The organism is Pseudarthrobacter adonitolis (assembly GCF_055412845.1).
This window is the reverse complement of record NZ_JBVAYW010000008.1, coordinates 85029-110434: the sequence shown is the minus strand read 5'-3', so window position 1 is coordinate 110434 and position 25406 is coordinate 85029. Positions and strand designations below refer to the sequence as shown.

23 protein-coding genes, 1 tRNA gene and 1 pseudogene are annotated in these 25406 nt (G+C 64.4%); 16 read left to right on the top strand and 9 right to left on the bottom strand.

Annotated features, from left to right (window positions below):
• Positions 1–95 precede the first annotated feature (95 nt).
• The 9 genes from eno to ACZYZ4_RS10890 all read left to right on the top strand — a co-directional run bounded on the left by eno (position 96) and on the right by ACZYZ4_RS10890 (position 9482).
• Positions 96–1376, top strand: a complete 1281-nt coding sequence (eno, locus tag ACZYZ4_RS10930) for a phosphopyruvate hydratase (protein ID WP_463860756.1) — start codon at positions 96–98, stop codon at positions 1374–1376.
• A 135-nt stretch (positions 1377–1511) separates the two neighbouring features.
• Complete coding sequence (locus ACZYZ4_RS10925; protein ID WP_463860754.1) at positions 1512–2177, top strand: FtsB family cell division protein; 666 nt, start codon at positions 1512–1514, stop codon at positions 2175–2177.
• A 28-nt stretch (positions 2178–2205) separates the two neighbouring features.
• Positions 2206–2877, top strand: coding sequence for a DUF501 domain-containing protein (locus ACZYZ4_RS10920; protein WP_463860752.1), 672 nt, complete (start codon positions 2206–2208; stop codon positions 2875–2877).
• Positions 2874–3821, top strand: coding sequence for a Ppx/GppA phosphatase family protein (locus ACZYZ4_RS10915; protein ID WP_463860750.1), 948 nt, complete (start codon positions 2874–2876; stop codon positions 3819–3821). Before ACZYZ4_RS10920 ends, ACZYZ4_RS10915 begins: the two co-directional genes overlap by 4 nt.
• Before the next feature lie 34 nt (positions 3822–3855).
• Positions 3856–5235 carry a S8 family serine peptidase gene (locus ACZYZ4_RS10910; protein ID WP_463860748.1) on the top strand — a complete coding sequence of 460 codons (1380 nt, stop codon included), beginning with the start codon at positions 3856–3858 and terminating at the stop codon, positions 5233–5235.
• 34 nt (positions 5236–5269) lie between these two features.
• Complete coding sequence (locus tag ACZYZ4_RS10905; RefSeq protein WP_463860746.1) at positions 5270–6769, top strand: NAD(P)/FAD-dependent oxidoreductase; 1500 nt, start codon at positions 5270–5272, stop codon at positions 6767–6769.
• Between the two features lie 108 nt (positions 6770–6877).
• Complete coding sequence (locus ACZYZ4_RS10900) at positions 6878–7822, top strand: N-acetyltransferase (RefSeq protein WP_463860744.1); 945 nt, start codon at positions 6878–6880, stop codon at positions 7820–7822.
• 20 nt (positions 7823–7842) lie between these two features.
• Positions 7843–7916 (top strand) — tRNA-Leu (locus ACZYZ4_RS10895).
• A gap of 219 nt (positions 7917–8135) precedes the next feature.
• Entirely contained in the window at positions 8136–9482 is a 1347-nt protein-coding gene (locus tag ACZYZ4_RS10890) for an ABC transporter substrate-binding protein (protein WP_463860742.1), read from the top strand.
• Between the two features lie 89 nt (positions 9483–9571).
• Here the strand turns inward: ACZYZ4_RS10890 and ACZYZ4_RS10885 are convergent, their stop codons facing one another.
• The 4 genes from ACZYZ4_RS10885 to ACZYZ4_RS10870 are packed head-to-tail and all read right to left on the bottom strand — an operon-like array spanning position 9572 to position 13594.
• Entirely contained in the window at positions 9572–10345 is a 774-nt protein-coding gene (locus tag ACZYZ4_RS10885) for an ABC transporter ATP-binding protein (RefSeq protein ID WP_463860740.1), read from the bottom strand.
• Positions 10342–11334, bottom strand: a complete 993-nt coding sequence (locus tag ACZYZ4_RS10880) for an ABC transporter ATP-binding protein (RefSeq protein WP_463860738.1) — start codon at positions 11332–11334, stop codon at positions 10342–10344. The genes ACZYZ4_RS10885 and ACZYZ4_RS10880 overlap by 4 nt, the downstream gene beginning before the upstream one ends.
• Positions 11331–12302: a branched-chain amino acid ABC transporter permease gene (locus tag ACZYZ4_RS10875; protein WP_463860736.1), complete on the bottom strand. Its 972-nt coding sequence runs from the start codon at positions 12300–12302 to the stop codon at positions 11331–11333. The genes ACZYZ4_RS10880 and ACZYZ4_RS10875 overlap by 4 nt, the downstream gene beginning before the upstream one ends.
• Positions 12303–12313: 11 nt before the next feature.
• Positions 12314–13594 carry a branched-chain amino acid ABC transporter permease gene (locus ACZYZ4_RS10870; protein WP_463860833.1) on the bottom strand — a complete coding sequence of 427 codons (1281 nt, stop codon included), beginning with the start codon at positions 13592–13594 and terminating at the stop codon, positions 12314–12316.
• A 498-nt stretch (positions 13595–14092) separates the two neighbouring features.
• Between ACZYZ4_RS10870 and ACZYZ4_RS10865 the strand changes: the two genes are divergently transcribed.
• Positions 14093–14992, top strand: coding sequence for a Bax inhibitor-1/YccA family protein (locus ACZYZ4_RS10865; protein ID WP_463860734.1), 900 nt, complete (start codon positions 14093–14095; stop codon positions 14990–14992).
• Positions 14993–15092: 100 nt separating this feature from the next.
• On the opposite strand, the gene galK is transcribed toward ACZYZ4_RS10865, so the two are convergent.
• Both galK and galT read right to left on the bottom strand, forming a co-directional pair.
• Positions 15093–16256, bottom strand: coding sequence for a galactokinase (gene galK / locus ACZYZ4_RS10860; RefSeq protein ID WP_463860831.1), 1164 nt, complete (start codon positions 16254–16256; stop codon positions 15093–15095).
• Positions 16257–16324: 68 nt separating this feature from the next.
• A complete protein-coding gene (galT, locus tag ACZYZ4_RS10855) occupies positions 16325–17482 on the bottom strand; it encodes a galactose-1-phosphate uridylyltransferase (protein WP_463860732.1) in 1158 nt (385 codons plus the stop codon).
• Between the two features lie 149 nt (positions 17483–17631).
• Between galT and ACZYZ4_RS10850 the strand changes: the two genes are divergently transcribed.
• From ACZYZ4_RS10850 to ACZYZ4_RS10835, 4 genes and pseudogenes are all read left to right on the top strand, one after another.
• On the top strand, positions 17632–18591 hold the full coding sequence (locus tag ACZYZ4_RS10850; RefSeq protein ID WP_463860731.1) for an aldose 1-epimerase family protein: 960 nt from the start codon (positions 17632–17634) through the stop codon (positions 18589–18591).
• Between the two features lie 40 nt (positions 18592–18631).
• A pseudogene (locus tag ACZYZ4_RS10845) lies at positions 18632–19944 on the top strand (AI-2E family transporter).
• Positions 19945–19992: 48 nt separating this feature from the next.
• Positions 19993–21231, top strand: a complete 1239-nt coding sequence (gene ilvA, locus ACZYZ4_RS10840; RefSeq protein ID WP_463860729.1) for a threonine ammonia-lyase — start codon at positions 19993–19995, stop codon at positions 21229–21231.
• A gap of 8 nt (positions 21232–21239) precedes the next feature.
• A complete protein-coding gene (locus ACZYZ4_RS10835) occupies positions 21240–21857 on the top strand; it encodes a rhomboid family intramembrane serine protease (protein WP_463860727.1) in 618 nt (205 codons plus the stop codon).
• Positions 21858–21910: 53 nt separating this feature from the next.
• Here ACZYZ4_RS10835 and greA read toward each other — a convergent pair whose 3' ends face one another.
• Positions 21911–22405, bottom strand: coding sequence for a transcription elongation factor GreA (gene greA, locus ACZYZ4_RS10830; protein WP_463860725.1), 495 nt, complete (start codon positions 22403–22405; stop codon positions 21911–21913).
• 151 nt (positions 22406–22556) lie between these two features.
• Positions 22557–23015 carry a DUF4307 domain-containing protein gene (locus ACZYZ4_RS10825; protein ID WP_463860723.1) on the bottom strand — a complete coding sequence of 153 codons (459 nt, stop codon included), beginning with the start codon at positions 23013–23015 and terminating at the stop codon, positions 22557–22559.
• A gap of 150 nt (positions 23016–23165) precedes the next feature.
• Between ACZYZ4_RS10825 and mca the strand changes: the two genes are divergently transcribed.
• Positions 23166–24071 carry a mycothiol conjugate amidase Mca gene (mca, locus tag ACZYZ4_RS10820; protein WP_463860722.1) on the top strand — a complete coding sequence of 302 codons (906 nt, stop codon included), beginning with the start codon at positions 23166–23168 and terminating at the stop codon, positions 24069–24071.
• Between the two features lie 115 nt (positions 24072–24186).
• Positions 24187–24546 (top strand): hypothetical protein, encoded by a 360-nt coding sequence (locus ACZYZ4_RS10815; RefSeq protein ID WP_463860720.1) that lies wholly within the window; start codon positions 24187–24189, stop codon positions 24544–24546.
• A gap of 40 nt (positions 24547–24586) precedes the next feature.
• On the opposite strand, the gene trhA is transcribed toward ACZYZ4_RS10815, so the two are convergent.
• Complete coding sequence (gene trhA / locus ACZYZ4_RS10810) at positions 24587–25309, bottom strand: PAQR family membrane homeostasis protein TrhA (protein WP_463860718.1); 723 nt, start codon at positions 25307–25309, stop codon at positions 24587–24589.
• Positions 25310–25406: the final 97 nt, after the last annotated feature.

The following is a 25406-nucleotide window of genomic DNA, read 5'->3' as shown; positions in this document are numbered from 1 at the left end:
CACTCTCGACTACGCTTGGTCCTGACGAGGACGTCCGAGATTTAACGCTTTTTCCCGCTGTTCGTTCCCCAAAATCGCCCATAAGGAGCACATCCATGGCGCTTATCGATGCCATCCACGCCCGCGAAATCCTCGATTCCCGCGGAAACCCGACCGTAGAAGTTGAAGTACTGCTCTCCGATGGCCAGATCGGCCGCGCGGCAGTACCCTCAGGTGCCTCCACCGGTGAGCATGAGGCTGTAGAGCTCCGTGACGGAGACAAGGGACGTTACCTCGGCAAGGGTGTCCAGAAGGCCGTTGACGCTGTCATCGACCAGATCGCTCCGGCACTGACCGGCTTCGACGCCACCGACCAGCGCAGCGTCGACCAGGCCATGATTGACCTGGACGGCACCCCCAACAAGGCCAAGCTCGGCGCCAACGCCATCCTGGGCGTTTCCCTGGCCGTTGCCAACGCGGCTGCCGCCTCAGCAGACCTGCCGCTGTACAAGTACCTGGGCGGCCCCAACGCCCACGTCCTGCCGGTTCCGCTGATGAACATCCTCAACGGTGGCTCCCACGCCGACTCCGACGTGGACATCCAGGAATTCATGATCGTTCCGATCGGCGCCGAGACCTTCTCCGAGGGCCTCCGCTGGGGCGTCGAGGTCTACCACAACCTCAAGTCCGTCCTGCAGGCCAAGGGCCTGTCCACCGGCCTGGGCGACGAAGGTGGCTTCGCGCCGAACCTGCCGTCCAACCGTGCTGCGCTGGATCTGATCCAGGAAGCCATCACGAACGCCGGCTACACCCCGGGCAAGGACATCGCCTTGGCGCTGGACGTCGCCTCCTCCGAGTTCTTCAAGGACGGCGCCTACCAGTTCGAAGGCAAGGCACTGTCCGCCACCGAGATGAGCGCCTACTACGCCGAGCTGGTGGCCGACTACCCGCTGGTTTCCATCGAGGATCCCCTGGATGAGAACGACTGGGACGGCTGGAAGACCCTCACCGACAGCATCGGTGACAAGGTCCAGCTCGTGGGCGATGACCTCTTCGTCACCAACCCGGCCATCCTGCAGCGCGGCATCGACACCAAGACCGCCAACTCGCTGCTGGTCAAGGTCAACCAGATCGGTTCACTGACCGAAACGCTGGACGCCGTCAGCCTGGCCCAGCGCGCCGGTTTCACCACCATCACCTCGCACCGCTCCGGCGAGACCGAGGACACCACCATCGCCGACATCTCGGTGGCCACCAACGCCGGCCAGATCAAGACCGGTGCCCCGGCACGCTCCGAGCGCGTTGCCAAGTACAACCAGCTCCTGCGCATCGAAGAAGAACTCGACGACGCCGCACGCTATGCCGGCCGCAGCGCTTTCCCGCGTTTCAAGGGCTAGTAGCCGCGTAAACCTCTGACCGGTGGCTATGGTTGAAAGACCATAGCCACCGGTTTTTGTTTTAGTCGGCATTGATTGGGCCGGCATCAAGCGCAGAGTTGCGGCCAGAGGCAGGCCGCACGTTTCAGGAGTGTCATGGCTACCCGCCGTCCCAAAGTTCCCAAGGCCGCTTCGAGGCATCAGGCCACCACGGACCCAGCCACGAAAGACGCCGGCGTCATCCGCGCCGATTTTGGCGGTACGGCCGGCAGCGCAAAGGGCGGGACCAAAGGCACAACCGGCCCGGCATCCAGCGCCGGAACGTCCGCATCGGACACCAGGCTCCCGGCCACCAAACGGCAGGGGAGCGGACACAGCGTTCAGGCCGCGGGCAAGACGCCGAAGCCTGACACCACGCACGATGAAACCCAGCCGGTGCCCGCCAAGGCCTTCTCCGGCCGCATGCTGGCACTCGCCGTGGTCATGATTGCCATCACCATCATGCTGGCACCCACCGTGAAGATTTTCTTCGACAAACGCGCCGAACTCGCTGCCCTTAGCGCCGATATTGCCGCCCGCCAGGCCGAGCAGGACGGCCTGCGGCAGCAGATCTCGCGTTGGCAGGATCCGAACTACGTGAAACAGCAGGCCCGGGACCGCATTAACATGGTTATGCCGGGTGAATCCGGCTACTGGGTCTTCGGCAGCGAACTGCCGGCCGGAACGAGCAGTAGCCTGACCGCCACAGCAGCACAAGACCCCGCCGATCTGCCGTGGGTGGATTCCCTGTGGGAGTCCATCAGGCGTGCGGCCACAGACTGAACAGCTAGAGGAAGGATGGCCCGCGCCAGTGGAAAAAAACACGGCGACTGCGCCGGAGAAGTCCCGCCAGCCATCAGCACACGATCTTGAAGTACTTAGCAGGCAGTTGGGAAGGCCAGTGCGCGATGTGGTGGAAATCCCGGCGCGCTGCGTCTGTGGCAACCCCCTCGTCGCCGCCACGGCGCCGCGGCTGAGCAACGGGACACCGTTTCCCACCACGTTCTATCTGACGCACCCCGTGATCACCTCCGCCGTTTCCCGGCTGGAAGCTGCCGGGCTCATGAACGACATGAATGAACGCCTGAGCGCCGATGAGCCGCTCGCGGCCGCCTACCGTGCGGCGCATGAGGACTATCTCGGGGCCCGCGCGGCCATCGGCGAGCGTTCCGGCATCGGCGCTGTCCCGGAGATTGACGGCGTCTCGGCCGGCGGCATGCCCACCCGGGTCAAATGCCTCCACGTCCTGGTGGGCCACTCCCTCGCGGCCGGGCCCGGTGTGAATCCGCTGGGGGATGAGGCCATTGCCGGGATCAGCGAATGGTGGACCGCGGACCGTTGTTATTGCGACGGCGCCTGGGACACCGCGGGGGAGGCCCCGTCGAAGGATCTCAGCCGCCACGGACCCCAGGGCCTGCCGGGGATCGTGGGCCGGCCCGCTCCGGTCCGCAAGACCGCAGGCACTGATGGAGCAGGGGTATGACCCGCGTCGCCGCCATCGACTGCGGCACGAACTCGCTGCGCCTGCTCATTGCCGATATCGACCGCAGCAACGGGACAGCGAAGCTCACCGACGTGGTCCGGGAAATGCGGGTTGTCCGGCTGGGCGAGGGCGTGGATGCAACGGGCGAACTTGCCCCTGAGGCGCTGGAGCGCACCTTCGCGGCCACAGCGGATTACGCGGCAATGATCCGCAAGCACGGCGCGGAGTCCATCCGGTTTGTGGCAACGTCGGCCAGCCGGGACGCGCGCAACCGCCAGGTCTTTGTGGACGGGATCCGGGAACTGCTGGGCGTTGAGCCTGAGGTCATCTCGGGCGATGAAGAAGCCGCCCTGTCCTTCGCCGGGGCCAGCAGCGTCCTGCCCATCCTTGCCGGGGAGCAGGTGCTGGTAGTTGACCTCGGCGGCGGCAGCACGGAGTTCGTCCTCGGTACCACCGGCGGTGTCACGGCCGCCAAGTCCGTGAACGTTGGCTGCGTCCGACTGACCGAACGGCACCTACAGGACGATCCGCCCACGCCGGAGCAAATCGCCGCCGCGGAAGCCGACGTCGACGCCGCCATCACCCTGGCGGGACTGGACGTTCCCCTGGAACGCACCACCGCCGTCGTCGGGGTGGCCGGCTCGATCACCACCATCACCGCCCATGCCCTGCGGCTTCCGGAGTATTCACCGGCGGCGATCCACGGGACGGAGTTGCCCATCGGCACCATCACCGAAGCCGCCACCGACCTCCTCCACATGACCAGGGGAGAACGTGCCGAACTGGCGTACATGCACCCCGGCCGCGTCGACGTTATGGGCGCCGGCGGACTGGTGTGGCGGCGCATCCTCGAGCGGCTGAATGAACTCACCGCGGGCCGGATCGTGACGGCTACGGCCAGCGAACACGATATTCTTGACGGAATTGCCCTGTGCCTCCACTAACCAGGCCATCAGCCAACCAAGCATGGGAACCCACATGACCAGAGCAACCGCACGGTTCCGCCGGGCCGCGTCAGCTCTCCTGGCGATGACCCTTGCAGGCGTCAGCCTGGCCGCCGGACTGACCCTGGCGCCCGCGGCGTGGGCCGACGCTGAACGGGACAAACAGTACTGGCTTGGCGAATCCGGAATTACGAAAGCCTGGGAGGTTTCCAAGGGCGCCGGTGTCAAGGTCGCGGTGATCGACAGCGGCGTGGATGCCCAGCATCCTGACCTGAAGGGTGCCGTCGCCGGAGGCTTCGACGCGTCCGGGGCCGGCAGCCCCAACGGGCAGAAAAGCCTGGGGGTCAAGCCGGAACACGGGACCCTAGTAGCCACCATACTGGCCGGTCGCGGACACCAGCCGGCCGGCGCCACCGCCTCGCCCAGTCCCGGCCCGGCTGCTGCCAGCGGACCGGACGGCATGATTGGCGTGGCTCCTGAAGCTGAGATCCTGTCCGTGTCAACGTGGCTCGGATCGGCCAACCCCGCAGGCAAGAGCGACCAGGACCAGATCCCGGAAGCCGTCCGCTGGGCCGTGGACAACGGGGCCAAAGTCATCAACATTTCGCTGGGCAGCGCCACACCGCAGTGGCCCCAGAGCTGGGATGCCGCCTTCCTCTATGCCGAACAGAAGGATGTGGTGATCGTGGCCGCCGCCGGAAACCGGGTGGGCGGCAACCTCCAGGTCGGCGCGCCAGCCACCATCCCTGGCGTCCTCACTGTCGCCGGCCTGGACCGCAAGGGCACAGCGAGCGTCGACTCGTCCTCCCAGGGGATCAGCATCGGCGTGGCGGCCCCGGCTGAAAACCTGTTGGGCGGACTGCCCGGCGGCGGCTACGCAGAATGGGCGGGAACGTCCGGAGCTGCCCCGATCGTTGCCGGTGTGGCCGCACTCATCCGTTCCAAGTGGCCGGAGATGAGCGCCAAGCAGGTCATCAATAGGATCGTCAGCACGGCCAAGGACGCCGGTCCTGCCGGAAAAGACCCGCTGTACGGCTTTGGCGTGCTGAACGCCGAGGCTGCCCTGAAGGACTCCGTCCCGGAAGCCGCCGTCAACCCGCTCGGCTCCATCTCGGACTGGATCCGGGTGCACCGCCGCGGCAACCTTGGTGCGCCGGCACCGGTGCCCACCGACGAAGTGGCAAGTGCCGTTCCCACGCTGCCCGAGCCCACCGTGCCCGCGGCGGAGGCGCCCTCACAGCGTGACAGTGCCGTTGGCGCCGCCGTCGTGATCGGCTCAGTGGCCCTCTTTGTAGTGATCATCGCGGCAGCTGTCTTCCAGTTGCGCCGGGCGGCCCGCAACCCAGGAACGGCGCGCGAGGAACCCGATACCGGCGCGTTCCAAACCGTTGATTCAGGCGGCAAACGGAGTTAGTGAAGATTTTCACAAACTGTTGTATCCTTAAATCATGGCAACCACCCCAGAGCTCCAGGACCGTCCCAGGGTACTCGTCGTCGGCGGCGGGTACGTCGGCCTGTACGTAGCACTCAAACTGCAGAAGAAGATCGCGAATGCCGGTGGCATCGTCACCCTCGTGGATCCACTGCCCTACATGACTTACCAGCCCTTCCTGCCCGAAGTGGCCGGCGGCAACATCGAGGCCCGCCACGCAGTGGTCTCGCACCGCCAGCACCTGAAGCAGACTGAACTCATCCAGGGCAGCGTCACCTCGATCGACCACGCCAACCGCACCGCTGTCGTGGCGCCCGCGGACGGCGGAGAGCACATCGAGATCCCCTACTTCGACATCGTGGTGGCCGCAGGCGCCATCACCCGCACATTCCCCATCAAGGGTCTGGCGGACAAGGGCATCGGCCTGAAGACCATCGAAGAGGCTGTGGCCCTTCGTAACAAGGTGCTGGAGCGCCTCGAAGCCGCGTCCACCATCGCGGACCCCGCTGCCCGAGCCAAGGCACTGACCTTTGTGGTTGTCGGTGGCGGCTTCGCCGGTATCGAGTGCATCGCTGAAATGGAAGACCTGGCCCGCGCCGCGGTCAAGAACAACCCCCGCATCCGTCAGGAAGAAGTACGCTTCGTCCTGGTTGAAGCCATGGGCCGCATCATGCCCGAGGTCACGGCACCGCAGGCCGAATGGGTTGTGGAGCACCTCCGCAGCCGTGGCATCGAGGTCCTGCTGAACACCTCGCTGGACAGCGCTGAGGGCTCCCTGAAGCTCATCAACCTCCCGGACAAGTCCCTGGCCCAGGAATTCGAAGCCGACACGCTCGTCTGGACTGCCGGCGTGCAGGCAAACCCGATGATCCGCTCCTCCGACTTCCCGTTGGAACCGCGCGGCCGCGTCCGCGTTCTGCCGGACCTCCGCATCGCCGGCGACGAAGGCATCATCGACAACGCCTGGGCCGCCGGCGACATCGCCGCCGTGCCGGACGTCACGGGCAGCGGCCTGCCGGACGGCACCTGCGTCCCGAACGCCCAGCACGCACTGCGCCAGGCCAAGCGCCTCGCCAAGAACCTGTGGGCTTCGCGCTGGGACAAGCCGCTGAAGGACTACAAGCACAAGAACCTGGGGGCTGTAGCCGGCTTCGGCGAGTGGAAGGGTGTTGCCAACATCAACATCGTGGGCCGCATCGGACTCAAGGGCCCGCTCGCCTGGCTGGCACACCGTGGCTACCACGGCATGGCCATGCCCACCATGGAGCGCAAGGTCCGCGTCATCATGGGTTGGATCCTCGCGTTCTTTATGGGCCGCGACACCACGCAGCTGATCGACCTCGATAACCCGCGCGGTGCCTTCGTGGCCGCTGCCACACCGGCTCCCAAGCCGGCAGCGGCTGCTCCTGCCCCTGTGGCCAGCACGCCGGAGGCATCCGCCGGAGCGGCACAGCCGGGCTCGGCACAGGCCACCAGCGTGGACCCCAAGCAGCCGGTCACCGCGGACGCCAAGTAGCACTGGCATCCTGTCACAGCTTTTGTAACGCCCGACGGCGGCTGTCCCTTTAAGGGGGATGGCCGCCGTTTTGCGTATCCCGCCGGGTGTCCCTTCTAGACTGGCACCATGACTGGCGAAAAGAACCTCTTGACCCTGCTGGCAACACTGAAACCGGTACTGCGGGAAGGGGAGTACGTCTACGTCCTGTGGCCGCATGGCAGGCCGCTCGAGCCCGGCATCGAAGCTGCTGTGCGTGAGGCCGAGGGCCTGACAGTGGTCCTGCCTCGGGAAAGGGCAGACAGCATGGGGCTGCACTATGACTTTGTGGCCGCGTGGGTCACCTTGGAGGTGCACTCTGCGCTGGAAGCTGTTGGCCTGACCGCCGCCGTCGGGAAAGCCCTGACCGATGCCAGGATCAGCTGCAACGTGCTGGCCGGCTTCCACCATGACCACCTGCTGGTGCCGGTGGCGGACGCACCCCGCGCCGTCGAAGCCCTCGCTGAGCTGTCTGCCGCAAGCCAGCACCTGCCGCGGCCTGAGCTGCTGCTCCGGAACGAGACGGCTGCGGACAGGGACAAGATCCTCGCGTTGACGGCGGATGCGTTCGCGGTCTCCCCGGTCACAGGCCTGCCCGTGGACGGGGAGCCCGAGGAGGTAGAAGTGCTCCGCCAGCTCTTCGAATGCGAGGACTACCTGCCAGGGTTCAGCGTGGTGGCGGTGCTGGACGACGAAATAGTCGGCCATGTGATCAGCACACGGGGCTGGGTGGGCGACTACGGGTTGCTGGGACTCGGGCCCATCGGTGTGACACCCAGGCTTCAGCGCCATGGGATCGGCAGCGCGCTTATGAATGACACCATCGCCCGGGCCAACGCAGCGGGGGAGGGCGGGATTGCGTTGCTGGGCAGCACTGAATACTACCCGCGCTTCGGCTTTGTCCCGGCGACGTCCTTCGGCGTCCTGCCGCCCGACGAAGCCTGGGGTGACCACTTCCAGCTGCTCCCGCTGGCAGTCTGGCCCGGCGGGGTTCACGGGACGTTCCGGTATGCCGGACCCCTTGCGGGTGAATGACGGGATACCATAGACCGGGCGCCCCAGTAGCCCAATTGGCAGAGGCAGCGGACTTAAAATCCGCGTGTTGTGGGTTCGAGTCCCACCTGGGGTACAAATTTTCTCCCGCGGCTCCCTCCTGCGGCCTGCCATGCGTCCCGCTCGATTTCGGAAGCATCGCCTCCGTTGATTCCGCATATGCAACGACTGTTATAAGGATGTGACCTCAGTCACTTATATCCTCCGCAGATTTGCATTAGCTTGAAGTTAACTCAGGAACACCTGATCATCCGCGTCAAAGGCCGTTCGCACCTTTCGATCCAGGAGATTGTCAATGATTTCACTTTCCCCGGCGGCACCCCGTCTTGCCAAGCTCACAGCGCTTAGCGTCGGCGTCGCCTTTCTGGTTACTGCCTGTGGTGGTACCTCCACCCCGACGGCGACCACGACCACGACCACGAAACCCGCAGGCCTTTCCTGCCCTGCTCCTTCGGAAGGACTCAAGGCACCCGTGATCCCCGCGTCCGGGACCGTGCCGCCGTCCTCAACCACCACTGACACGCCCCTGAAGATCGGCACACTGCTGCCGACCACCGGGGCGTTGGCCTACCTCGGCCCGCCCGAGATTGCCGGCGTTGAGCTCGCGAAGAATGAAATCAATGCTGCAGGTGGCGTCCTTGGCAAACCCATCGAGGTGACCCACCGCGATTCCGGTGACACCACCACCGATGTCGCCACGCAGTCCGTGACCAACCTGCTGGGCCAGGGTGTCAGCGCCATCATCGGTGCCGCCTCCTCTGGCGTTTCCAAGACTGTGATCAACCAGATCACCGGCGCCGGTGTTGTCCAGTTCTCGCCTGCCAATACCTCCGTGGACTTCACCGCGTGGGACGACAAGGGCCTCTACTGGCGGACCGCGCCGTCCGATGTCCTGCAGGGTTCGGTGTTGGGTAACTACGCGGCCTCTTGTGGCGCTCAGACACTGGGCATGCTGGTGCTGAACGATTCCTACGGGACGGGCCTCAGCAAGAAGCTCAAGGAATCGTTTGAGAAGGCTGGCGGCAAGGTAGTCGCCGAAGAGCTGTTCAACGAAGGCGATTCCCAATTCAGCAGCCAGGTGGACAAGGTCATCGCCGCGAAGCCGGATGCCGTCGCTGTCATCTCCTTCGTGCAGGGCAAGAGCATCATCCCGCTGCTGACCGGCAAGGGCATCAAGGCCGAGCAGATCTTCCTGGTTGATGGCAACACCGTTGACTACAGCAAGGATTTCGAGGCAGGGACGCTCGCCAAGGCGCACGGCACGATTCCCGGAACGACTGCCGGTGAGGACTTCAGGAAGTCGTTGCTGGCTGTCGATCCTACGCTGAAGGATTTCATCTACGCCGGTGAGAGCTGGGACGCTGCCAACCTGATCGCGCTCGCTGCAGAAGCGGCGAAGAGCACCAAGGGTGTGGACATCGCCAAGCAGTTGCAGGCCGTGTCCAAGGATGGTGAGAAGTGCTTCAGCTTCGCCAGCTGCGTGACGCTGCTGCGCGAAGGCAAGAATATTGACTACGACGGCCAGTCCGGTCCGGTCAGTTTTGCCGACAGCGGCGATCCTTCGGAAGCGACCATCGGTGTCTACGAGTACAAGGAAGACAACAAGATCGCCCTCGTCAAGGAAGAGTTCGGCAAGCTGTAAGCCTGCTCCTCCGCTGACAGAGAAGACCCCCATCCGGTTCACACCGGGTGGGGGTCTTCTCTGTGGGGGACTACGTTGGTTGGGGCTGATCAGTCCTGGTCGGCCAGCGTACCCAGATAGAGCTGGATGACCTTCGGATCCTTCATCAGGTCCCGTCCGGTGCCAGTGTACGCGTCCTTGCCCTGGTCCAGAACGTAGCCGCGATCACAGATCTGCAGGCAGCGCCGGGCGTTTTGCTCCACCATGATCACCGAGACGCCGGCCCTGTTGATCTCGTGCACGCGGAGGAAGGTCTCGTCCTGCCTGACGGGGGAGAGACCTGCCGAGGGCTCATCAAGCAGCAGTACGGCGGGATCCATCATCAGAGCCCGGCCCATCGCCACCATCTGGCGTTCGCCGCCGGACAACGAACCCGCGCGCTGCGCGCGCCGTTTGCCAAGGTCGGGGAACAGGCCAGTCACGAAATCAAACCGCTCGGCAAAAGCCTTCGGCCTCTGGAACATCCCCATCTGCAGGTTCTCTTCGATGGTGAGCGCAGCGAACACGTTGTTCGTCTGCGGGACGAAACCCACGCCCTGGCTGACCAGCTTGTTAGCCTTGAGGCCGGTGATGTCCTTGCCACGGACCACCACGGTCCCTGAATGGACTTTTACCAATCCGAACATTGCCTTTAGCAGCGTGGACTTCCCCGCTCCATTGGGGCCAATGATGCCGATCAGTTCTCCTTTGCGGGCCTCAATGCTGCAGCCGTTGAGGATGTTGACGCCGGGGAGGTATCCGGCCACGAGGTTCTGGACCGAGACGACGGCGTCGTTGGGGTGCGCCGGACTTTCTACCTGGGCCGCTGCGCTGGCTGCGCTCATTTTCCGTCCTTCTTGTCGAGTCCCGACACCACTATTTCCGGGGCAATAATGCCGGCGTCTTCGGTGCCGACCACCGATTCCTCGTCTGCCTCAAGTTCGGCTTCAAGTTCCCTGATGCCCTCGGCGTCACCGAGATCCACATCGTGATGGGCGCCCAGGTAGGCGTCAATCACGGCAGGGTTCTTCATGACTTCGCCAGGAGGCCCTTCGGCCACGATCTTGCCTTCCGCCATGACCACCACCCAGTCGGCGATATGCCGCACCATGTTCATGTCGTGTTCGACGAACAATACGGTCATGCCCTCGGACTTGAGGTTTTTGATGTGGTCCAGCAGTGACTGGGTGAGCGCTGGATTCACGCCGGCCATGGGCTCATCCAGCATGACGAGCTTTGGCCGGACCATGAGGGAGCGTGCCATCTCGAGCAGCTTGCGTTGGCCGCCCGACAAGGACGCCGCATAGTCGTCCTTTTTTGCGTCCAGTTTGAATTTTTCCAGCAGGACATCGGCCTGCGCAGTGATTTCCTTCTCCCGGCTTCCCCAAAGTCCCTTGAAGAGGGCCTTGGAGAGGCGTTCGCCGGGCTGGCCGGAGGCACCAAGGCGCATGTTTTCCATAACGGTGAGCTTGCCCATGACCTTGGTCAGCTGGAAGGTCCTCACCATGCCCATGCGGGCAACTTTGTAGGAGGAGACCCCCGCTATGCTCTGGCCTTCAAACTGCCACTTGCCGGAATTGGGATTATCGAAACCGGTCAGGAGGTTGAACAAGGTGGTTTTACCGGCCCCGTTCGGTCCGATCAGGGCAGTGATCTTATGCCGCGGAATTTCGAGGTACTCGACGTCCACAGCGTTGATGCCGCCGAAACTTCGTGTGACGTTTTCTGCCACAACGATGGGATCACGCTTTTTGCAACCTGGATCATTGCCGCCCACCGCGATGGGGCGGGCGTCCGTCATGTAGTCGATGTTCTCTTCATGCTTTTCACTCATGCGAATGCCAGCTCCTTCTTATTTCCAAAGACGCCTTGGGGCCGGAAGATCATCAGGAGCATGAGGGCAACACCGACCAAGATGAACCGGAGCTGGCCCGCCTGGATGGTGGTCAGCCATGTGATGGTTCCGGACTCGATTAGCCCGCTCAGGACGCCCTGGGTGAGCGAGAGTACCACCCAGAACATCATGGCCCCGATGACCGGCCCGAGGACGGTGGCCATACCGCCCAACAGCAGGCAAGTCCAGAGGAAAAACGTCAGCTCGGTGCCGTAGTTGGCTGGCTGGATTGCGCCGCGGGGGAGCGTGAAGATCATCCCGGCCAGTGCGCCGAGCACACCGCCGATGATCAGGGCCTGCATCTTGTAGGCGTAGACGTTCTTGCCTAGCGAGCGGACGGCGTTTTCATCTTCGCGGATGCCCTTGAGTACCCTGCCCCATGGGCTGCGCATCAGCAGCCACACGAGGATGCCGGCCACGATGACCAGCGTCCAGCCGACGATCCGGATGAAGAAGTCCCGGTTGTTCATGCCCAGGGCGTACGAGCCGGGCGGGAATGGGTTCATGTCGAAGAAGCCGCCCTCGAAGGCTGCCAGGCCGTTGGCTGAGCCTGTGACCGCCGTCCAGCCGTTGGTGGTGACGAGGTACCGGACGATTTCGGCCGCGGCGATGGTGACGATCGCCAGGTAATCGGCGCGGAGCCGGAGTGTTGGAATACCGAGGATCAGCGCAAAAAGCGATGCGGCGACGACGGCGATGAGCAGGGCCACGAAAAATGGTGCCTGGAAGGTCAGTGTGGAGATGGCGAAGCCGTAGGCGCCCACGGCCATAAAACCAGCCTGGCCGAAGTTCAGCAGGCCTGAGTAGCCGAAGTGGACTGCCAGGCCCAGCGCCGCCAGGGCGTAGGCGGCAGTGGTGGGGCTGATGAGTTCGCCGAGGGCGTTGGAAAGAATTGCTGCGAAATCCATGATGGTCCTTCCTATCCCACGCGCTCGCGGCGGCCCAGGATACCCTGCGGCCGGATGAGCAGGACGATGATCATAACGCCCAGGGGTATGACGTACTTGAGGTCTGCCGGGACGCCGAAGACCGTGGTCAGTTCGGCGAACACGCCGACCACGACGGAGCCCACGAGGGCTCCGAAAACGGTCCCGAGACCGCCCAGGGTGACGCCTGCGAAGATAAGGAGCAGGATCTGCGAACCCATATTGAACGAAACGCCGGGGCGGTAGTACGCCCACAAGATGCCTCCGAGGGAAGCGAGGACGCCGCCGACAATCCACACAATGCGTATGACGCCGTCCACATCGATGCCGGAGGCTGCTGCCAGCGCAGGATTGTCAGCAACGGCACGTGTGGCCTTGCCGAGCCTGGTCTTCATCAGCACAAGCCCCACAATCAGGATGACCACGGCACTGATGACCAGGGACCACAGGTTATTCGGCGAGATGGAAATCGGACCGAGTTGAATCTCGGCACTCTGGGCGCCGGGAAGCTGCTCAGTAGCCCCGCCGAAGTAGAACTGGATGACATACCGCGCGGCCAATGCGAGGCCGATGCTGACGATCATCATGGGAACGAGCCCCGTGCCGCGTCGCCGCAGGGGCTTCCATAGCCAGGTGTCCTGCGCAAAACCCACCAAGCCACCGCCAATCAGGGCAACAACGATCGCCAGCCAGAAAGGCGCGCCAACCGCGTTGAGAACGAACACGAGGACGGCGCCCAGCGTGACCATCTCGCCGTGGGCAAAGTTGGTCAAGCCCGTGGTGCCGAAAATGAGTGAAAGGCCAACCGAAGCAAGTGCCAGCAGGAGGCCGAAGCTGAGGCCAGCAACGAGCCTGTTCGTCAGGTCCTGCGCGAAATTGCCCTGCTGGACGACGATCCCCTCGCCAAAGGCGAAGATGGTGGTCTGGTTGGAGGTCTGGCCGAACGTCAGCTGGCGGGGATTCTCCTGGCCGTCTGCCAATTTGATCCCCTCCGGAAGCGTTCCTTCATCCAGTTCGATTTCGTAGGTACCGGACTGCGGGACGCTGATTGCCCAGGATCCATTGGCCGCCGAGGTGGCGGAACCTTCGAACCCTTGGCCAGTGACACTGATTTTGACATCGGCCAGGGGGGCCCCGGCGTTGCGGAGGAATCCGCTGATGCTGAACGGCGAACTGGTAGCCGACGGGGATGGTGTCGGAGACGGCGAAGTGGCCTGTGATGCCGGGGCGACGACGAGCAGTATTGCCACGACAGAGGCAAAGACGGCCCCTATCACTTTCAGCAATCCGCCCGGCCGTCTGTGCGGCAAGCCTTTGGGTGTACTTCTCAAAATGAAAATCCTCCACTTGGGTGGGGTGGCCAGGGGGCGCCCTTGCAACCTCTGCAAACGTCACGGGACGGATGGCGGTGCTTTCTGCAGGTTGGGGCCTGACTGTGATATCCGTCACCGTGTGTGGTTTATGTTACCGCTCGTCAGGGGCAAAATTTAAGCTGGGGGGAGGCTGTCTGGTAGCGATCGCATAACAACTGCGTTACAGCCGTGGCGCATTGGCAAAGTGTTCGCAAAGAAACTTCTGTTGATCAGCGGTATTCCTTAGGGCCGGCCTGGCCCTACGCGCGGCCCAGCGGCGCTGGGGACCATCCACCCGCATGCATCACGGTTGGGTTTCGGCGCCATGGAAGGGGAACTTATTCGAGCGTGAGCGCGTAGATATTGGTAGCGTGGTTCATAAGTCACACGACTCAACCCTTTACTTGGAGGACACCAGCAATGGCACTTGGCGGAAACCCGATCTTCAACGGAAAGAATTTCCGTGGAGCAACGCAGGCACCGCGTGTCCCGCAGGCGCCTTACGGCCAGGCCCAGTACGGCCAGCAGCCTTACGGCCAGCGGGCTCCCGGCCAGGTCATGGATCCCCAGAACGGCTGGGGCACACAGCAGAACATGACCGATGAGCAGCTGCGCCAGATGTACAACCAGCCGGCCGCAGGTCCCGCGGATACCGGCCGGATGACGTACGACGACGTCATCGTCAAGACAGCGGCCTGCCTCGGAGTCCTGTTGGCAGGTGCCGCAGTGACGATGTTCGTCAGCATGGGGCTGGCCAGCATGCTGATGATCGTCGGTGCCCTGGGCGGCTTCGTCCTGGCACTGGTCAACACGTTCAAGAAGCAACCCTCACCGGCCCTCATCCTGGCATATGCCGGGCTCGAAGGTCTGTTCCTCGGCGGACTCACCCGCGTGCTCGACCTGATGTACCCGGGAGTCGGGCTGCAGGCTGTCATCGGCACGCTGTCCGTTTTCACCGTGACGCTGCTCCTGTTCAAGAGCGGCAAGGTGCGCGCCTCGCCCAAGGCCATGAAGTTCTTCATGATCGCCATGGTGGGTTACGGCCTGTTCTCCGTGGTCAACCTCGTGATGATGATGACGGGTCTGCAGACGGAACCCTTCGGCCTGCGCAGCGGCATTATTGGAGTTGTCATCGGCATCCTGGCCATCGGTCTGGCCGCGTTCTCCCTGGTCATGGACTTCACCAGCATCGAAGCCGGCGTGCAAAGCGGTGCACCGCAGCGCTTCTCCTGGACCGCAGCCTTCGGCCTCACGGTCACCCTGGTCTGGCTCTACGTGGAAATCATCCGCGTCCTGGCCATCCTCCGCGGCGAGGACTGACAACAAACCCGGCTCCCGCCGTCGTAATCCCAACGCAAGAAGAGGGCCCCGCCCGATGCATTTCGCATCAGGCGGGGCCCTCTTTCTTGCGGGTACCGCGCTACGAAATACGCATGGCTCCTGCTGCCGGGGTCACCGTGAAAATGTCAGGCGCCGCATAGCCGGCTTCCGCGAAGGCGCGCCCGACGGCGGCACGCACCTGCTGCTCAGACGTCACCGGGGTGAGCGCGATGGCTGCCCCGCCAAAGCCGCCGCCGGTCATCCGGGCGCCGATGGCCCCGTTGGCGCGGGAAGCAGCCACCGCCAGGTCGAGTTCCGGGCAGGAGATTTCGAAATCGTCCCGCATGGAGGCGTGGCTGGCATCCAGCAGGGCGCCGATGGAACCCGGGCCCTCGCTGGCCAGCAGCTCGACGGTCTGCAGCACACGCTCGTTTTCGCTCACCACATGGCGAACCCGCCGGTAGGTGACCTCGTCCAGGAGGCCGGCTGCTTCTGCCAGGTCCTCCAGCCGGACGTCACGTAAGGCCTTGACGCCCAGGACCTCGGCGCCCAGTTCGCAGGATGCGCGGCGGGAGGCGTAGCCGCCGTCGGCATGGGAGTGGGAGACCCTGGTATCGATCACCAGTATCACCAGCCCGGCGGGTTCTGCTTCGAAAGGAACCAGCTGAACGCTCTGGTCGCGGCAGTCCAGGAACACGGCATGGCCCTTGGATCCGCGCAGCGATGCTGACTGGTCCATGATGCCCGTCGGTGCGCCGACAAAGTCGTTCTCTGCGCGCTGGGTGACAAGGACCATCTCCTCGGGTTCAAGTCCAGCTCCCGTCAATTCATTCAGAGCCGTGATGACCGCACACTCGATGGCGTGCGATGAGGACAGACCGGCGCCCAGGGGAACGTTGGAATCAAGCAGCAGATCCACCCCCGGAACGGTGATGCCCTGCTGATGCAACGCCCACATCACACCGAGCGGATACTTCGTCCAGCCCTTGGCGGAAGCCGCGGCCAACGTGCCGAGGTCGGCGGTGACCAAGCCGTGGTCGCCGTAGGTGGACAGGAGCCTGACCACGGAGTCCGGACGGACTGCGACGGCCACCCGGGCGGACTTATCGATTGCGAACGGGAGGACAAAACCCTCGTTGTAGTCGGTGTGCTCGCCGATCAGGTTAACGCGTCCCGGTGCCTGCCAGACGCCGTCGGGAAGCGTGCCGAACTCCTGCTCGAAGCGGGCGGCCAGGTCCGCTGTGCCGGATGCCGCCGTGCCCAGGTCCTCCGCGCCAGATTTCGCCGGCCTGGTCAGCGGGGTCTGGGCAGTCAACGGGTCAGGGGAGGCGCTCACGCGTGTACTCCTTCAGGCAGGGCCCCCAGAGGGGCAGGGGAATGGCTGGACTCCGGCACCACCACGGCACGGAGCCGCTCCGCGACGCTTTCCGGGGTGGTGTCGTTGATAAATGCGCCCATGGCGGCCTCGGAGCCGGCCAGGAACTTGAGCTTGTCCGCTGCCCGGCGGGGTGACGTCAGCTGGAGGTGCAGGTAGCTGGCGGGGCGCAGGAGGTCATCGAGGGGGGCCTGGTGCCAGGCTGAAATGTAGGGTGTCGGCGTCGGATAAAGCGCATCGAGCCGTTTGAGCAGGTCAAGGTAAACATGCGCCAGTTCGTCCCTTTCCTCACCGCTCAAGGCGGCCAGGTCGGGTACCTGCCGGTGCGGCACCAGATGGATCTCCAGCGGCCAGCGGGCAGCGAACGGCACGTAGGCGCTGAAATTCTCGCCCTCCATCACCATTCGGCTCCCGTCCTCCCGTTCCGCCCGCAGCAGCGAGCCAGTGAGCGTCTGCCGCCCGTCGGACCCATCATAGAACTTTCGTGCTGCAGCTCCGATGACGCCTGCCCGGGGCGTGACGTAGGGGTACGCATAGATCTGGCCGTGCGGGTGGTGGAGCGTGACGCCGATGTCGGCCCCCCGGTTTTCGAACGGGAAGACCTGCTTGATTCCCGGCAGTTTGCTGAGGACATCGGTGCGGTGCGCCCACGCCTCAACAACAGTCCGGGCGCGGGCCTCACCCAGGTCACTGAACGATCCCGTGTGCTCAGGCGTGAACGCTACTACTTCGCAGCGTCCGTACGCCGGTCCCGTGGTGCCCCAGGCCGGAGAGGACGGCACGGGCCCCACGGCCGGGCCCAGCGACGGGAATCGGTTTTCAAACACCACAACGTCGTAGTCGGGCGCGGGGATTTCGGAGGGGTTGTTCGGGGTGGTGGGACAGATGGGGCACTGGTCGGCCGGCGGGAGGTGGGTGCGGGACTGCCGGTGGGCCGCGACGGCCACCCACTCGTCGGTGAGGGCATCGAACCGGACTTCGCCAGGCTCGCCGCGCTCGGGTAAGGGCCGGTGATCGGTGGTGGTGGCCGCCGTGCGGGGCTTGGCGGTTGCTCCGTCGTCGAAATAGATCAGCTCCCGGCCATCGGCGAGCGTGGTGGTGGTGATCCCTGTCATGGCGGGGGTCCTTTGCGTGGTGCCGGCAGGTGCCGGGCGTCTGTTGCCTCGATCATCCCATATTTCGCTCAAAAAAGAATAGTTTCACACAAAAGATAACATTTCGCGGTGATGGCAGGCAGTCTTTGGCCCCTGTTACGGTGGTGCTCATGACTTCGAGCGCAACCCCGGACGCGAGCATTCCCGCCGGATTCCAGACCTACGCCACCGGCCGGCAGTACGAACTCCGCAGGGGTGACGCGTTCGCAGTTGTGACTGAGTTGGCGGCCGGCCTGCGGCTGTACAGCCGTGCAGGTGTCCAGCTCACCGAAACCTACGGGGACGCCGAGATTTCCCCCGGCGCCGCCGGAATCACTCTCGCCCCCTGGGCAAACAGGGTGGAGGACGGGGTCTGGTACCTGGACGGCAAGAAGCAGCAGCTGGACATCACGGAGGTTTCACGGAACAACGCCAGCCATGGGCTGCTCCGCAACTCCGCTTACAGCCTGGTTGATGAATCGCAATATTCCGTGACCCTCGAGGCGACGGTGTTCCCGCAGCATGGCTACCCCTTCCTGGTGCGGCACCGGGTCCAGTACCTTCTCGCTGAGGACCTTGGCCTGGAAGTCCGCCAGACACTGATCAACGACTCCAACGCCCCGGCGCCGTTCGTCCTGGGCGCCCACCCATACCTGCGGCTGGGCGACGCGGATGTGGACCACCTGACCCTGACCGTTGCTGCCGGCACGCGCCTGGTGGCGGACGCGCGCCTGATCCCGCGCAGCTCGGAGCCCGTCAGCGGGGATAGTGACTTCCGCGGCGGCCAAAGCGTGGGGGACCTTGAGATTGATGTCGCCCTGACTGACCTGACGTACGACGGCGGTGCGGCCCGCCATGTGCTCAGCGCCCCTGACGGCCGCAGCGTCACGTTGTGGCAGGACGAATCCTGCGGCTACGTCCACATCTTTGTGACAACTGAGCTGCCCGGCAGGCCCAAAGCGGTGGCCATCGAACCCATGACCGGTCCGGCCAACGCCTTCAACTCGGGTGACGGGCTGCGGTGGCTCCCGGCCGGGGAAGCGTTCACGATGGCCTGGGGGATCGATGCTGTGCTGGGCGGGGCCGGGTAGCCGTTTCGCATAAGGGCCGGTGCTGGGGAAGTATTAGGCTATGACGCCAGCCGAGGACGCCACCCCATCCGATTCAACGCCCACAGGCACGGCACCGGACACGGTCCGGCCGGTGGAAACTGTCCGCCCGGCCCGGGTGCGCGCGGACCGGGAGCTTGAGCAGGACATTCCCTACGGTGTCCGGATCGCTGCGTCGTGGGCCTGGCGGCTCGGCCTGATCCTTCTGATGGCCGGCGCCCTGGTCTGGCTGCTCAGCCGGATCAGCTTCCTGATTATCCCCGTCATGGTGGCCGCACTGTTGGCCGGGCTGCTGAGCCCAGTGGTGCGTTGGCTGCGGAGCAGGCGCTTGCCGAACGGCGCCGCGGTGGCCATCACGGTGGTGGGGTTCATCGGTGTGATTGCTGGTGCACTTGCCTTGGTGGGACGCCAGCTGGCTTCAGGTTTTGGCGAATTGTGGTCCCAGGCGCTGACGGGCGTGAAGCAGATCCAGGACTGGCTGGCAGACGGACCCTTGCACCTCACCGCCGACCAGATCGACCAGTACCTCAAGGAAGCATCCGCCGCACTCCAGGAGAACAGCAGCAGCATCCTCAGCGGTGCGTTGTCCTTCGGCAGCACCGCGGGCCACTTTGCCGCGGGAATGGTGCTGGCCCTGTTCATCCTGATCTTCTTCCTGCTCGAAGGCGACAGGATCTGGGCCTTCCTGGTCCGCCTCCTCCCGAAGAAAGCACGCGCGGCAACGTTCGGTGCCGGACGCAAAGGCTGGGCTTCCATGGTCAGCTACGCACGGATCCAGATGTTTGTTGCGTTTGTTGACGCGGTAGGCATCGGCGCCGGCGCGGCCATTATCGGAGTGCCACTGGCCCTGCCCCTCAGCGTGCTCGTCTTCATCGGCTCCTTTATCCCGGTGGTCGGCGCACTGGTGACCGGGGCCGTCGCCGTCCTCCTGGCCCTGGTGGCCAACGGGCCGGTCAACGCCCTGATCATGTTGGCTATCGTCCTGCTGGTGCAGCAGCTGGAGAGCCACATCCTGCAACCCCTCGTGATGGGCAAGGCCGTGTCCCTGCATCCGGTGGCGGTGATCCTCTCGGTGGCGGCGGGTTCGTACCTCGCGGGTATCCCCGGCGCGCTGTTCTCAGTGCCCATCCTCGCCGTAGCAAACTCCGCGATTCGCTACATCGCCGCCAGAACGTGGGAACATGAACAGGTGCTGGCAACCCCGGAGGGCCAGTGACGCCAGGCCCGGACCATAACGACTCGATCAGGGAGGTCCGGTTGTCGGGCGGCAGGCCCAAGCGCGGCAAGGACGCCGCAGCCAGCACAGATGCATCCAATCCGGACGCCCAGGCCTGACCCAGCGGCCAAGCACCGGAGCCGTATCCACCCAAGGAGAATAAGTCCGTGAACACCCTCGAAACCCTTCCCGTCACGCTGGACGATGTCCTGGAGGCGCAGAAGCTGCTCGAGGGGATTATTATGCGGACCCCGGTGGAATCGTCGCGGGCCTTGGGCGGGATGGTGGGCGGCGACGTCTTCTTCAAGTGTGAAAACCTGCAGCGGGCCGGCTCCTTCAAGGTCCGCGGTGCGTACGTCCGCATGGCCAAGCTCTCGGCTGAGGAGAAAAAACGCGGTGTTGTGGCCGCGTCAGCCGGAAACCACGCACAGGGCGTGGCTGTAGCCGCCAAAAGCCTGGGCATCAAAGCCCGCATCTACATGCCGCTGGGTGTAGCCCTCCCGAAACTGGCGGCCACCCGCAGCCATGGTGCGGAGGTGATCCTCCACGGCCACAACGTGGATGAGGCCCTCGCCGAGGCGCAGCGCTACGCCGACGAGTCCGGCATGGTCTTTGTGCACCCCTTCGACAATGTTGATGTGGTATCCGGTCAGGGAACCATAGGCCTGGAAATTCTCGAGCAGATCCCCAACGTGGACACCATCCTGATGGGCGTGGGCGGCGGTGGGTTGCTGGCCGGAGTCGCCGTAGCCATCAAGGCCCGGGCCAGACAACTTGGGCGGGAAATCCGCATCATCGGGGTCCAGGCCGAAAACGCCGCGGCGTATCCGCCGTCCCTGGCCGCCGACGCCCTGGTTCCGCTGAAGAAAGTGTCCACCATGGCTGACGGCATCGCCGTGGGCCGGCCCGGACAGCTGCCCTTCAGCATCATCCGCGAGCTCGTGGACGACGTTGTCACCGTCAGCGAGGATTCCCTGGCGCGTGCCCTGATTTTCCTGCTGGAGCGGGCCAAGATGGTGGTGGAACCCGCGGGGGCGGTGGGAGTTGCCGCCTTGATGGACGGCAAGATCGAAAACCCCGGCACCACGGCCGTGATCCTGTCCGGCGGTAATATCGATCCGATGCTGATGCTCAAAGTCATCCAGCGGGGCCTGTCTGCCGCCGGGCGCTACATGACAGTTCGGATGATGCTGGATGACCGGCCGGGTTCGCTGGCCACCATCGCCCGCATCATCGCCGAAAACGATGCGAACGTCACGGGCCTGGACCACACCCGTGTTGGCGGCTCCATCAGCATGGGCGACGTTTCCATCACCGTGAACCTCGAAACTAAGGGCCACGAACATTGCGAGCAGGTCCTCGGCGCCCTCCGTGCCGAGGGCTTCCAGCCCATTGTGGTGCATTAGGAGCAGCCATGCTTGACGCGACGGGGGACGGAAAGCCGCGGAACCGGGAAACCACAGCCTCGCGGGCGAAGGGCGGACTGTTCGTGGCCGGCGGCTTTGTGGCCCTGCTCTTTGTGATCGAACTGTTCAACATGCTGACCCTGCACGCCCTGAACCGGACGTTCGGGCTCCGGCCGCGGTCCGCAGATGGGCTTCTGGACATCCTGACGTTCCCGCTGCTGCACGCCAATCTGAACCATCTGGTGTCCAATGCCCTGCCACTGATCGTCTTTGGATTCCTGGTGTTCCTCTCCGGCTTGCGGGTTTTCCTGACGGCCCTCGGGTTCAGCTGGCTGGGCTCCGGACTGACAGTGTGGCTGATTGGCGACGGCGGCATCACAGTTGGCGCCTCCGGCCTGGTTTTCGGGTTGTTCGGCTTCCTCCTGGTGCGGGGTTTCTTCAACCACAGCTGGCGGCAAATCCTGCTCGCCGTGGTGCTTTTTATGGTCTACGGCGGCATCCTGCTGGGGGTGTTGCCTATCATGGGAAGCTTCATCTCCTGGCAGGCGCACCTCGGCGGAGCGGCAGGCGGAGTTGTCGCTGCCCTGTTGCTGCGCCCCAAGCAGGCAAGAACGCCGGCCCCCTGACGGGGACCGGCGTTGGCTTGACCTGGTTGGCCTGAAGCGAGCAGGGGGAAGCGTCAGCCTGCGTAAGGCTTGGCGGAGAGGATTTCCACCGTGATGTCCTTGCCGTTCGGAGCCGTGTAGCTGAGCTTCGCGCCCTCTTTGTGGCCGACGATTGCGGCGCCGAGGGGTGACTTCTCACTGAACACGTCCAGGTCTGAATCACCGGCGATTTCGCGGGACCCCAGCAGGAATGTCTCTTCGTCGCCGGCGATCAGGGCAACAACGAGCATGCCGGGCTCGACGATGCCGTCGTCAGCGGGGGACTCGCCCACGTGGGCATCGCGCAGAAGGGCCGTCAGCTGGCGGATCCGGGCTTCGATCTTGCCCTGCTCTTCTTTGGCTGCGTGGTAGCCGCCGTTTTCCTTCAGGTCACCCTCCTGCCGGGCAGCTTCAATCTTCTGGACAATCTCCGCACGGCCAGGGCCGGAAAGGTGGTCCAGCTCTGCCTTCAGGCGGTCAAAAGCTTCCTGGGTGAGCCAGGCTGCAGGCGCGCTGTTGGTGGTAGACACGGACTTCTCCTAATGGTCATACATGCAAAAGACCCCGCAACGGTGGCCACTTGTGGAACTCAGCAACCAGCTCAGCGGGGTAAAGGTATTGATCCATTGTAGTCAATACTCTGGACTTACCCAACCGGGATGGGGCACAGGTCACATGGTGCTACGTCCCGGCACCCGGAATCCAGCAGTCGTCCACTACACCGGAAACGGACAGGGACTCCGTCCGCAGTGTCACGCGCTGCGAAACTGTCCTCCCGCCGTCGGCCGTTCCGTCAGCTGCTCCGGGCGGGATGTCCACGACTTTCCAACCCACCACCGCGAACTTGGAGTCAAGGGCCTTGACGGCGCACTTGACGGCCGTTCCTGGTTCCCTGGTGACCTGGAAATCAACCTCGGCCGCAGTGGCGTCGATGGTGCTGAATCCGATGTCCTTGAACGTCACGTCGGAGACGGCTGAGGACGTGGAGACCCAAGCCATAAACCCTACTCCGGCCGCCAGGGCCGCTACGGCGATGCCGCGTTTGACCGCACGCGGGAGAGGCTGCTTTTTAGTGCCATAACGATTGGCTAGGCTAGTGTCTGCAGGCGGGAACACGGCGGGCTGATCCTGGGTAGTCACCAGTCCAGTTTAGTTCGGTTCCGGTCCATGGCTGTCCGGGCCGGATCCGCACCCCATCTCCGGCACGGCTATGCCATCTGTCCCGTCATGCAGTCCATTCAGTCCAGTGGCCGTCACAGCAGCCGCAGAAGAATAAGGAGCCGTCCTTCGATGACAGCGTCCACGCATCCCCCGGCACCGCTGAGGCTGCTAGCCGTTCATGCGCACCCGGACGACGAGTCCAGCAAGGGCGCGGCGACCATGGCCATGTACGCCGCCGCCGGGGTGGAAGTTATGGTGGCCACCTGCACCGACGGATCCCGCGGCGATATCCAGAACCCTGCCGTGGAAGGTGAACCGCATCCCAAACGGGACATGGCAGGGGCGCGCCGGCTGGAGATGGACCAGGCGGCCAAGGTACTTGGCATCCAGCAGCGCTGGCTGGGATTCACGGACTCCGGGCTGCCCGAGGGTGATCCGCTGCCGCCGCTGCCGGCCGGATCCTTCGCCGTCCAGCCGCTGGAGCGCGCCGCGGCGCCGCTGGTGCGGCTGGTCCGGGACTTCAAGCCGCAGGTAATCGTCAGCTATGACGAAAACGGGGGATACCCGCACCCGGACCACATCATGGCGCACCGGGTGGCAGTGGAGGCATTTGCGGCTGCGGGGGACCCGGACAGGTATCCGGACGCCGGAACGGCTTGGGAACCCAGCAAGCTCTACTACGACAGGGCCTTCAGTCCGGACCGGTTCCGCGCATTGCATTTTGCCCTGGAGGAAGCAGGCCTGCAGTCCCCATACGCCCAGCGGCTTGCCGCATGGCTGGAAACGGACGCGGAGGGCCATACCCCGCCGCGGGGTGCCCATGCCACCACCACGCAGATCGACTGCGGGGACTTTTTTGAGGCCCGCGACGACGCCCTCCGCGCGCACCGCACGCAGGTGGATCCATTGGGGTTCTTCTTTGCCGTGTCGGCTGAGATGCAGCGCCGCGTGTGGCCGTGGGAAGACTACTCCCTGATCGAGTCCAGGGTCCCCGCAGAATTGCCCGAAAAGGACCTTTTCGCCGGGCTAAGATAGAGGCGGCAGCATATTCTATGCCGTGTAGAAAAGCAGTGGGCTGGTCCGGGTCCCTCGGACCCGCCTCCGGAATCCCCGGCCGGCTGCCCATCAGTTTCCACAGAAGGTTTGAACCGTGCATCACTTTCTCCTCGCCCTGACCACTACCCCCTCGCCGCTGCCGACGCCCGGCCTGCGTGAGGGCATCTCCGAGGACCAGATCACCCCGGGCCTGTGGGGCTTCATCATGACGGCCTTCTTTGTGCTGGCCACCACGCTGCTGATTGTGGACATGGTCCGCCGCATCCGCCGCGTCCGCTACCGCGCGCAGGTGGAAGAGGAACGCCAGGCAGCGGCCGAAGCCGCGGACATTGAAGCTGCCGACGACCACGACGGACTCGGTGCTGACGGGGACACGGATGCTGCCGGGGAGCCGGCAGGCCTCGAAGACAACGGGCAGGGCCAGGCCGCCGACCGGTCCCAGCCGCGCGACTAAAGCGGACCGAACTCCCGCGTGCCTACCGGTTCCCGCCAGTTCAACTGAGGACTGCGATGGCGATCGCCGTAAAGTGTGCCGCGAATGCCAGGACCGTCAGGGCGTGGAAGAGTTCGTGGAAGCCGAAGTGCTCGTAGCTCAAGTTGGGCTTCTTGAGCGCATAAAACACGGCGCCGGTGATGTACAGAACCCCGCCCACACAGATCAGGACGGCAGCGGGGACGCTGGCCGCGAAGAATTCGGGCAGGTAGAACAGCGACCCGCAGCCAAGTGCAATGTAGATCGGCACGTACAGCCAGCGCGGGGCGTCCGTCCACAGCAGCCTGAACAGCACGCCGAGGATGGCCCCGGACCAGATGACCCAGAGCAGCAGGACCGCCTTGGGTTGCTCCAGCAGCGACCAGGCCAGAGGCGTATAGCTGCCGGCGATGACCAGCATGATGTTGGTGTGGTCCAGGCGCTTGAGGACGATCTTGACGCCGGAGGACCAGTTGCCCCGGTGGTAGATGGCACTGATGCCAAAAAGCAGGACGCCGGTGGCGGCATAGATGGCCGAGGTGATCTTGCGGTCCGTGGTGGGGGCGAGGACTACCAGGACGATGCCCGCTGCCAAGGCCAACGGTGCCGTGACGGTGTGGATCCAGCCGCGCCACTTGGGCTTGATCATCAGGAGTTCGGCCAGCCGGACGGCGGCGTCGTCCAGGGGGCTGTGGCCGTGGTCCGCGGAGGGGGCGCGGGGGCCGTCAGGAGTCTGGCTGTTCATGGCTTCAGAATATCCTCTCTTTGGATATGTTACTCATGGGTAACAATCATGACAGGACGTCCGGGAACACCCTGGCACACCCGTCCCGGTCCCGGAC

Coding starts and splice junctions, on each gene's coding strand:
- eno (WP_463860756.1), top strand. CDS start 96: ATGGCGCTTATCGATGCCATCCACGCCCGCGAAATCCTCGATTCCCGC.
- ACZYZ4_RS10925 (WP_463860754.1), top strand. CDS start 1,512: ATGGCTACCCGCCGTCCCAAAGTTCCCAAGGCCGCTTCGAGGCATCAG.
- ACZYZ4_RS10915 (WP_463860750.1), top strand. CDS start 2,874: ATGACCCGCGTCGCCGCCATCGACTGCGGCACGAACTCGCTGCGCCTG.
- ACZYZ4_RS10910 (WP_463860748.1), top strand. CDS start 3,856: ATGACCAGAGCAACCGCACGGTTCCGCCGGGCCGCGTCAGCTCTCCTG.
- ACZYZ4_RS10905 (WP_463860746.1), top strand. CDS start 5,270: ATGGCAACCACCCCAGAGCTCCAGGACCGTCCCAGGGTACTCGTCGTC.
- ACZYZ4_RS10900 (WP_463860744.1), top strand. CDS start 6,878: ATGACTGGCGAAAAGAACCTCTTGACCCTGCTGGCAACACTGAAACCG.
- ACZYZ4_RS10890 (WP_463860742.1), top strand. CDS start 8,136: ATGATTTCACTTTCCCCGGCGGCACCCCGTCTTGCCAAGCTCACAGCG.
- ACZYZ4_RS10885 (WP_463860740.1), bottom strand. CDS start 10,345: ATGAGCGCAGCCAGCGCAGCGGCCCAGGTAGAAAGTCCGGCGCACCCC.
- ACZYZ4_RS10880 (WP_463860738.1), bottom strand. CDS start 11,334: ATGAGTGAAAAGCATGAAGAGAACATCGACTACATGACGGACGCCCGC.
- ACZYZ4_RS10875 (WP_463860736.1), bottom strand. CDS start 12,302: ATGGATTTCGCAGCAATTCTTTCCAACGCCCTCGGCGAACTCATCAGC.
- ACZYZ4_RS10865 (WP_463860734.1), top strand. CDS start 14,093: ATGGCACTTGGCGGAAACCCGATCTTCAACGGAAAGAATTTCCGTGGA.
- galT (WP_463860732.1), bottom strand. CDS start 17,482: ATGACAGGGATCACCACCACCACGCTCGCCGATGGCCGGGAGCTGATC.
- ACZYZ4_RS10850 (WP_463860731.1), top strand. CDS start 17,632: ATGACTTCGAGCGCAACCCCGGACGCGAGCATTCCCGCCGGATTCCAG.
- ACZYZ4_RS10835 (WP_463860727.1), top strand. CDS start 21,240: ATGCTTGACGCGACGGGGGACGGAAAGCCGCGGAACCGGGAAACCACA.
- mca (WP_463860722.1), top strand. CDS start 23,166: ATGACAGCGTCCACGCATCCCCCGGCACCGCTGAGGCTGCTAGCCGTT.
- trhA (WP_463860718.1), bottom strand. CDS start 25,309: ATGAACAGCCAGACTCCTGACGGCCCCCGCGCCCCCTCCGCGGACCAC.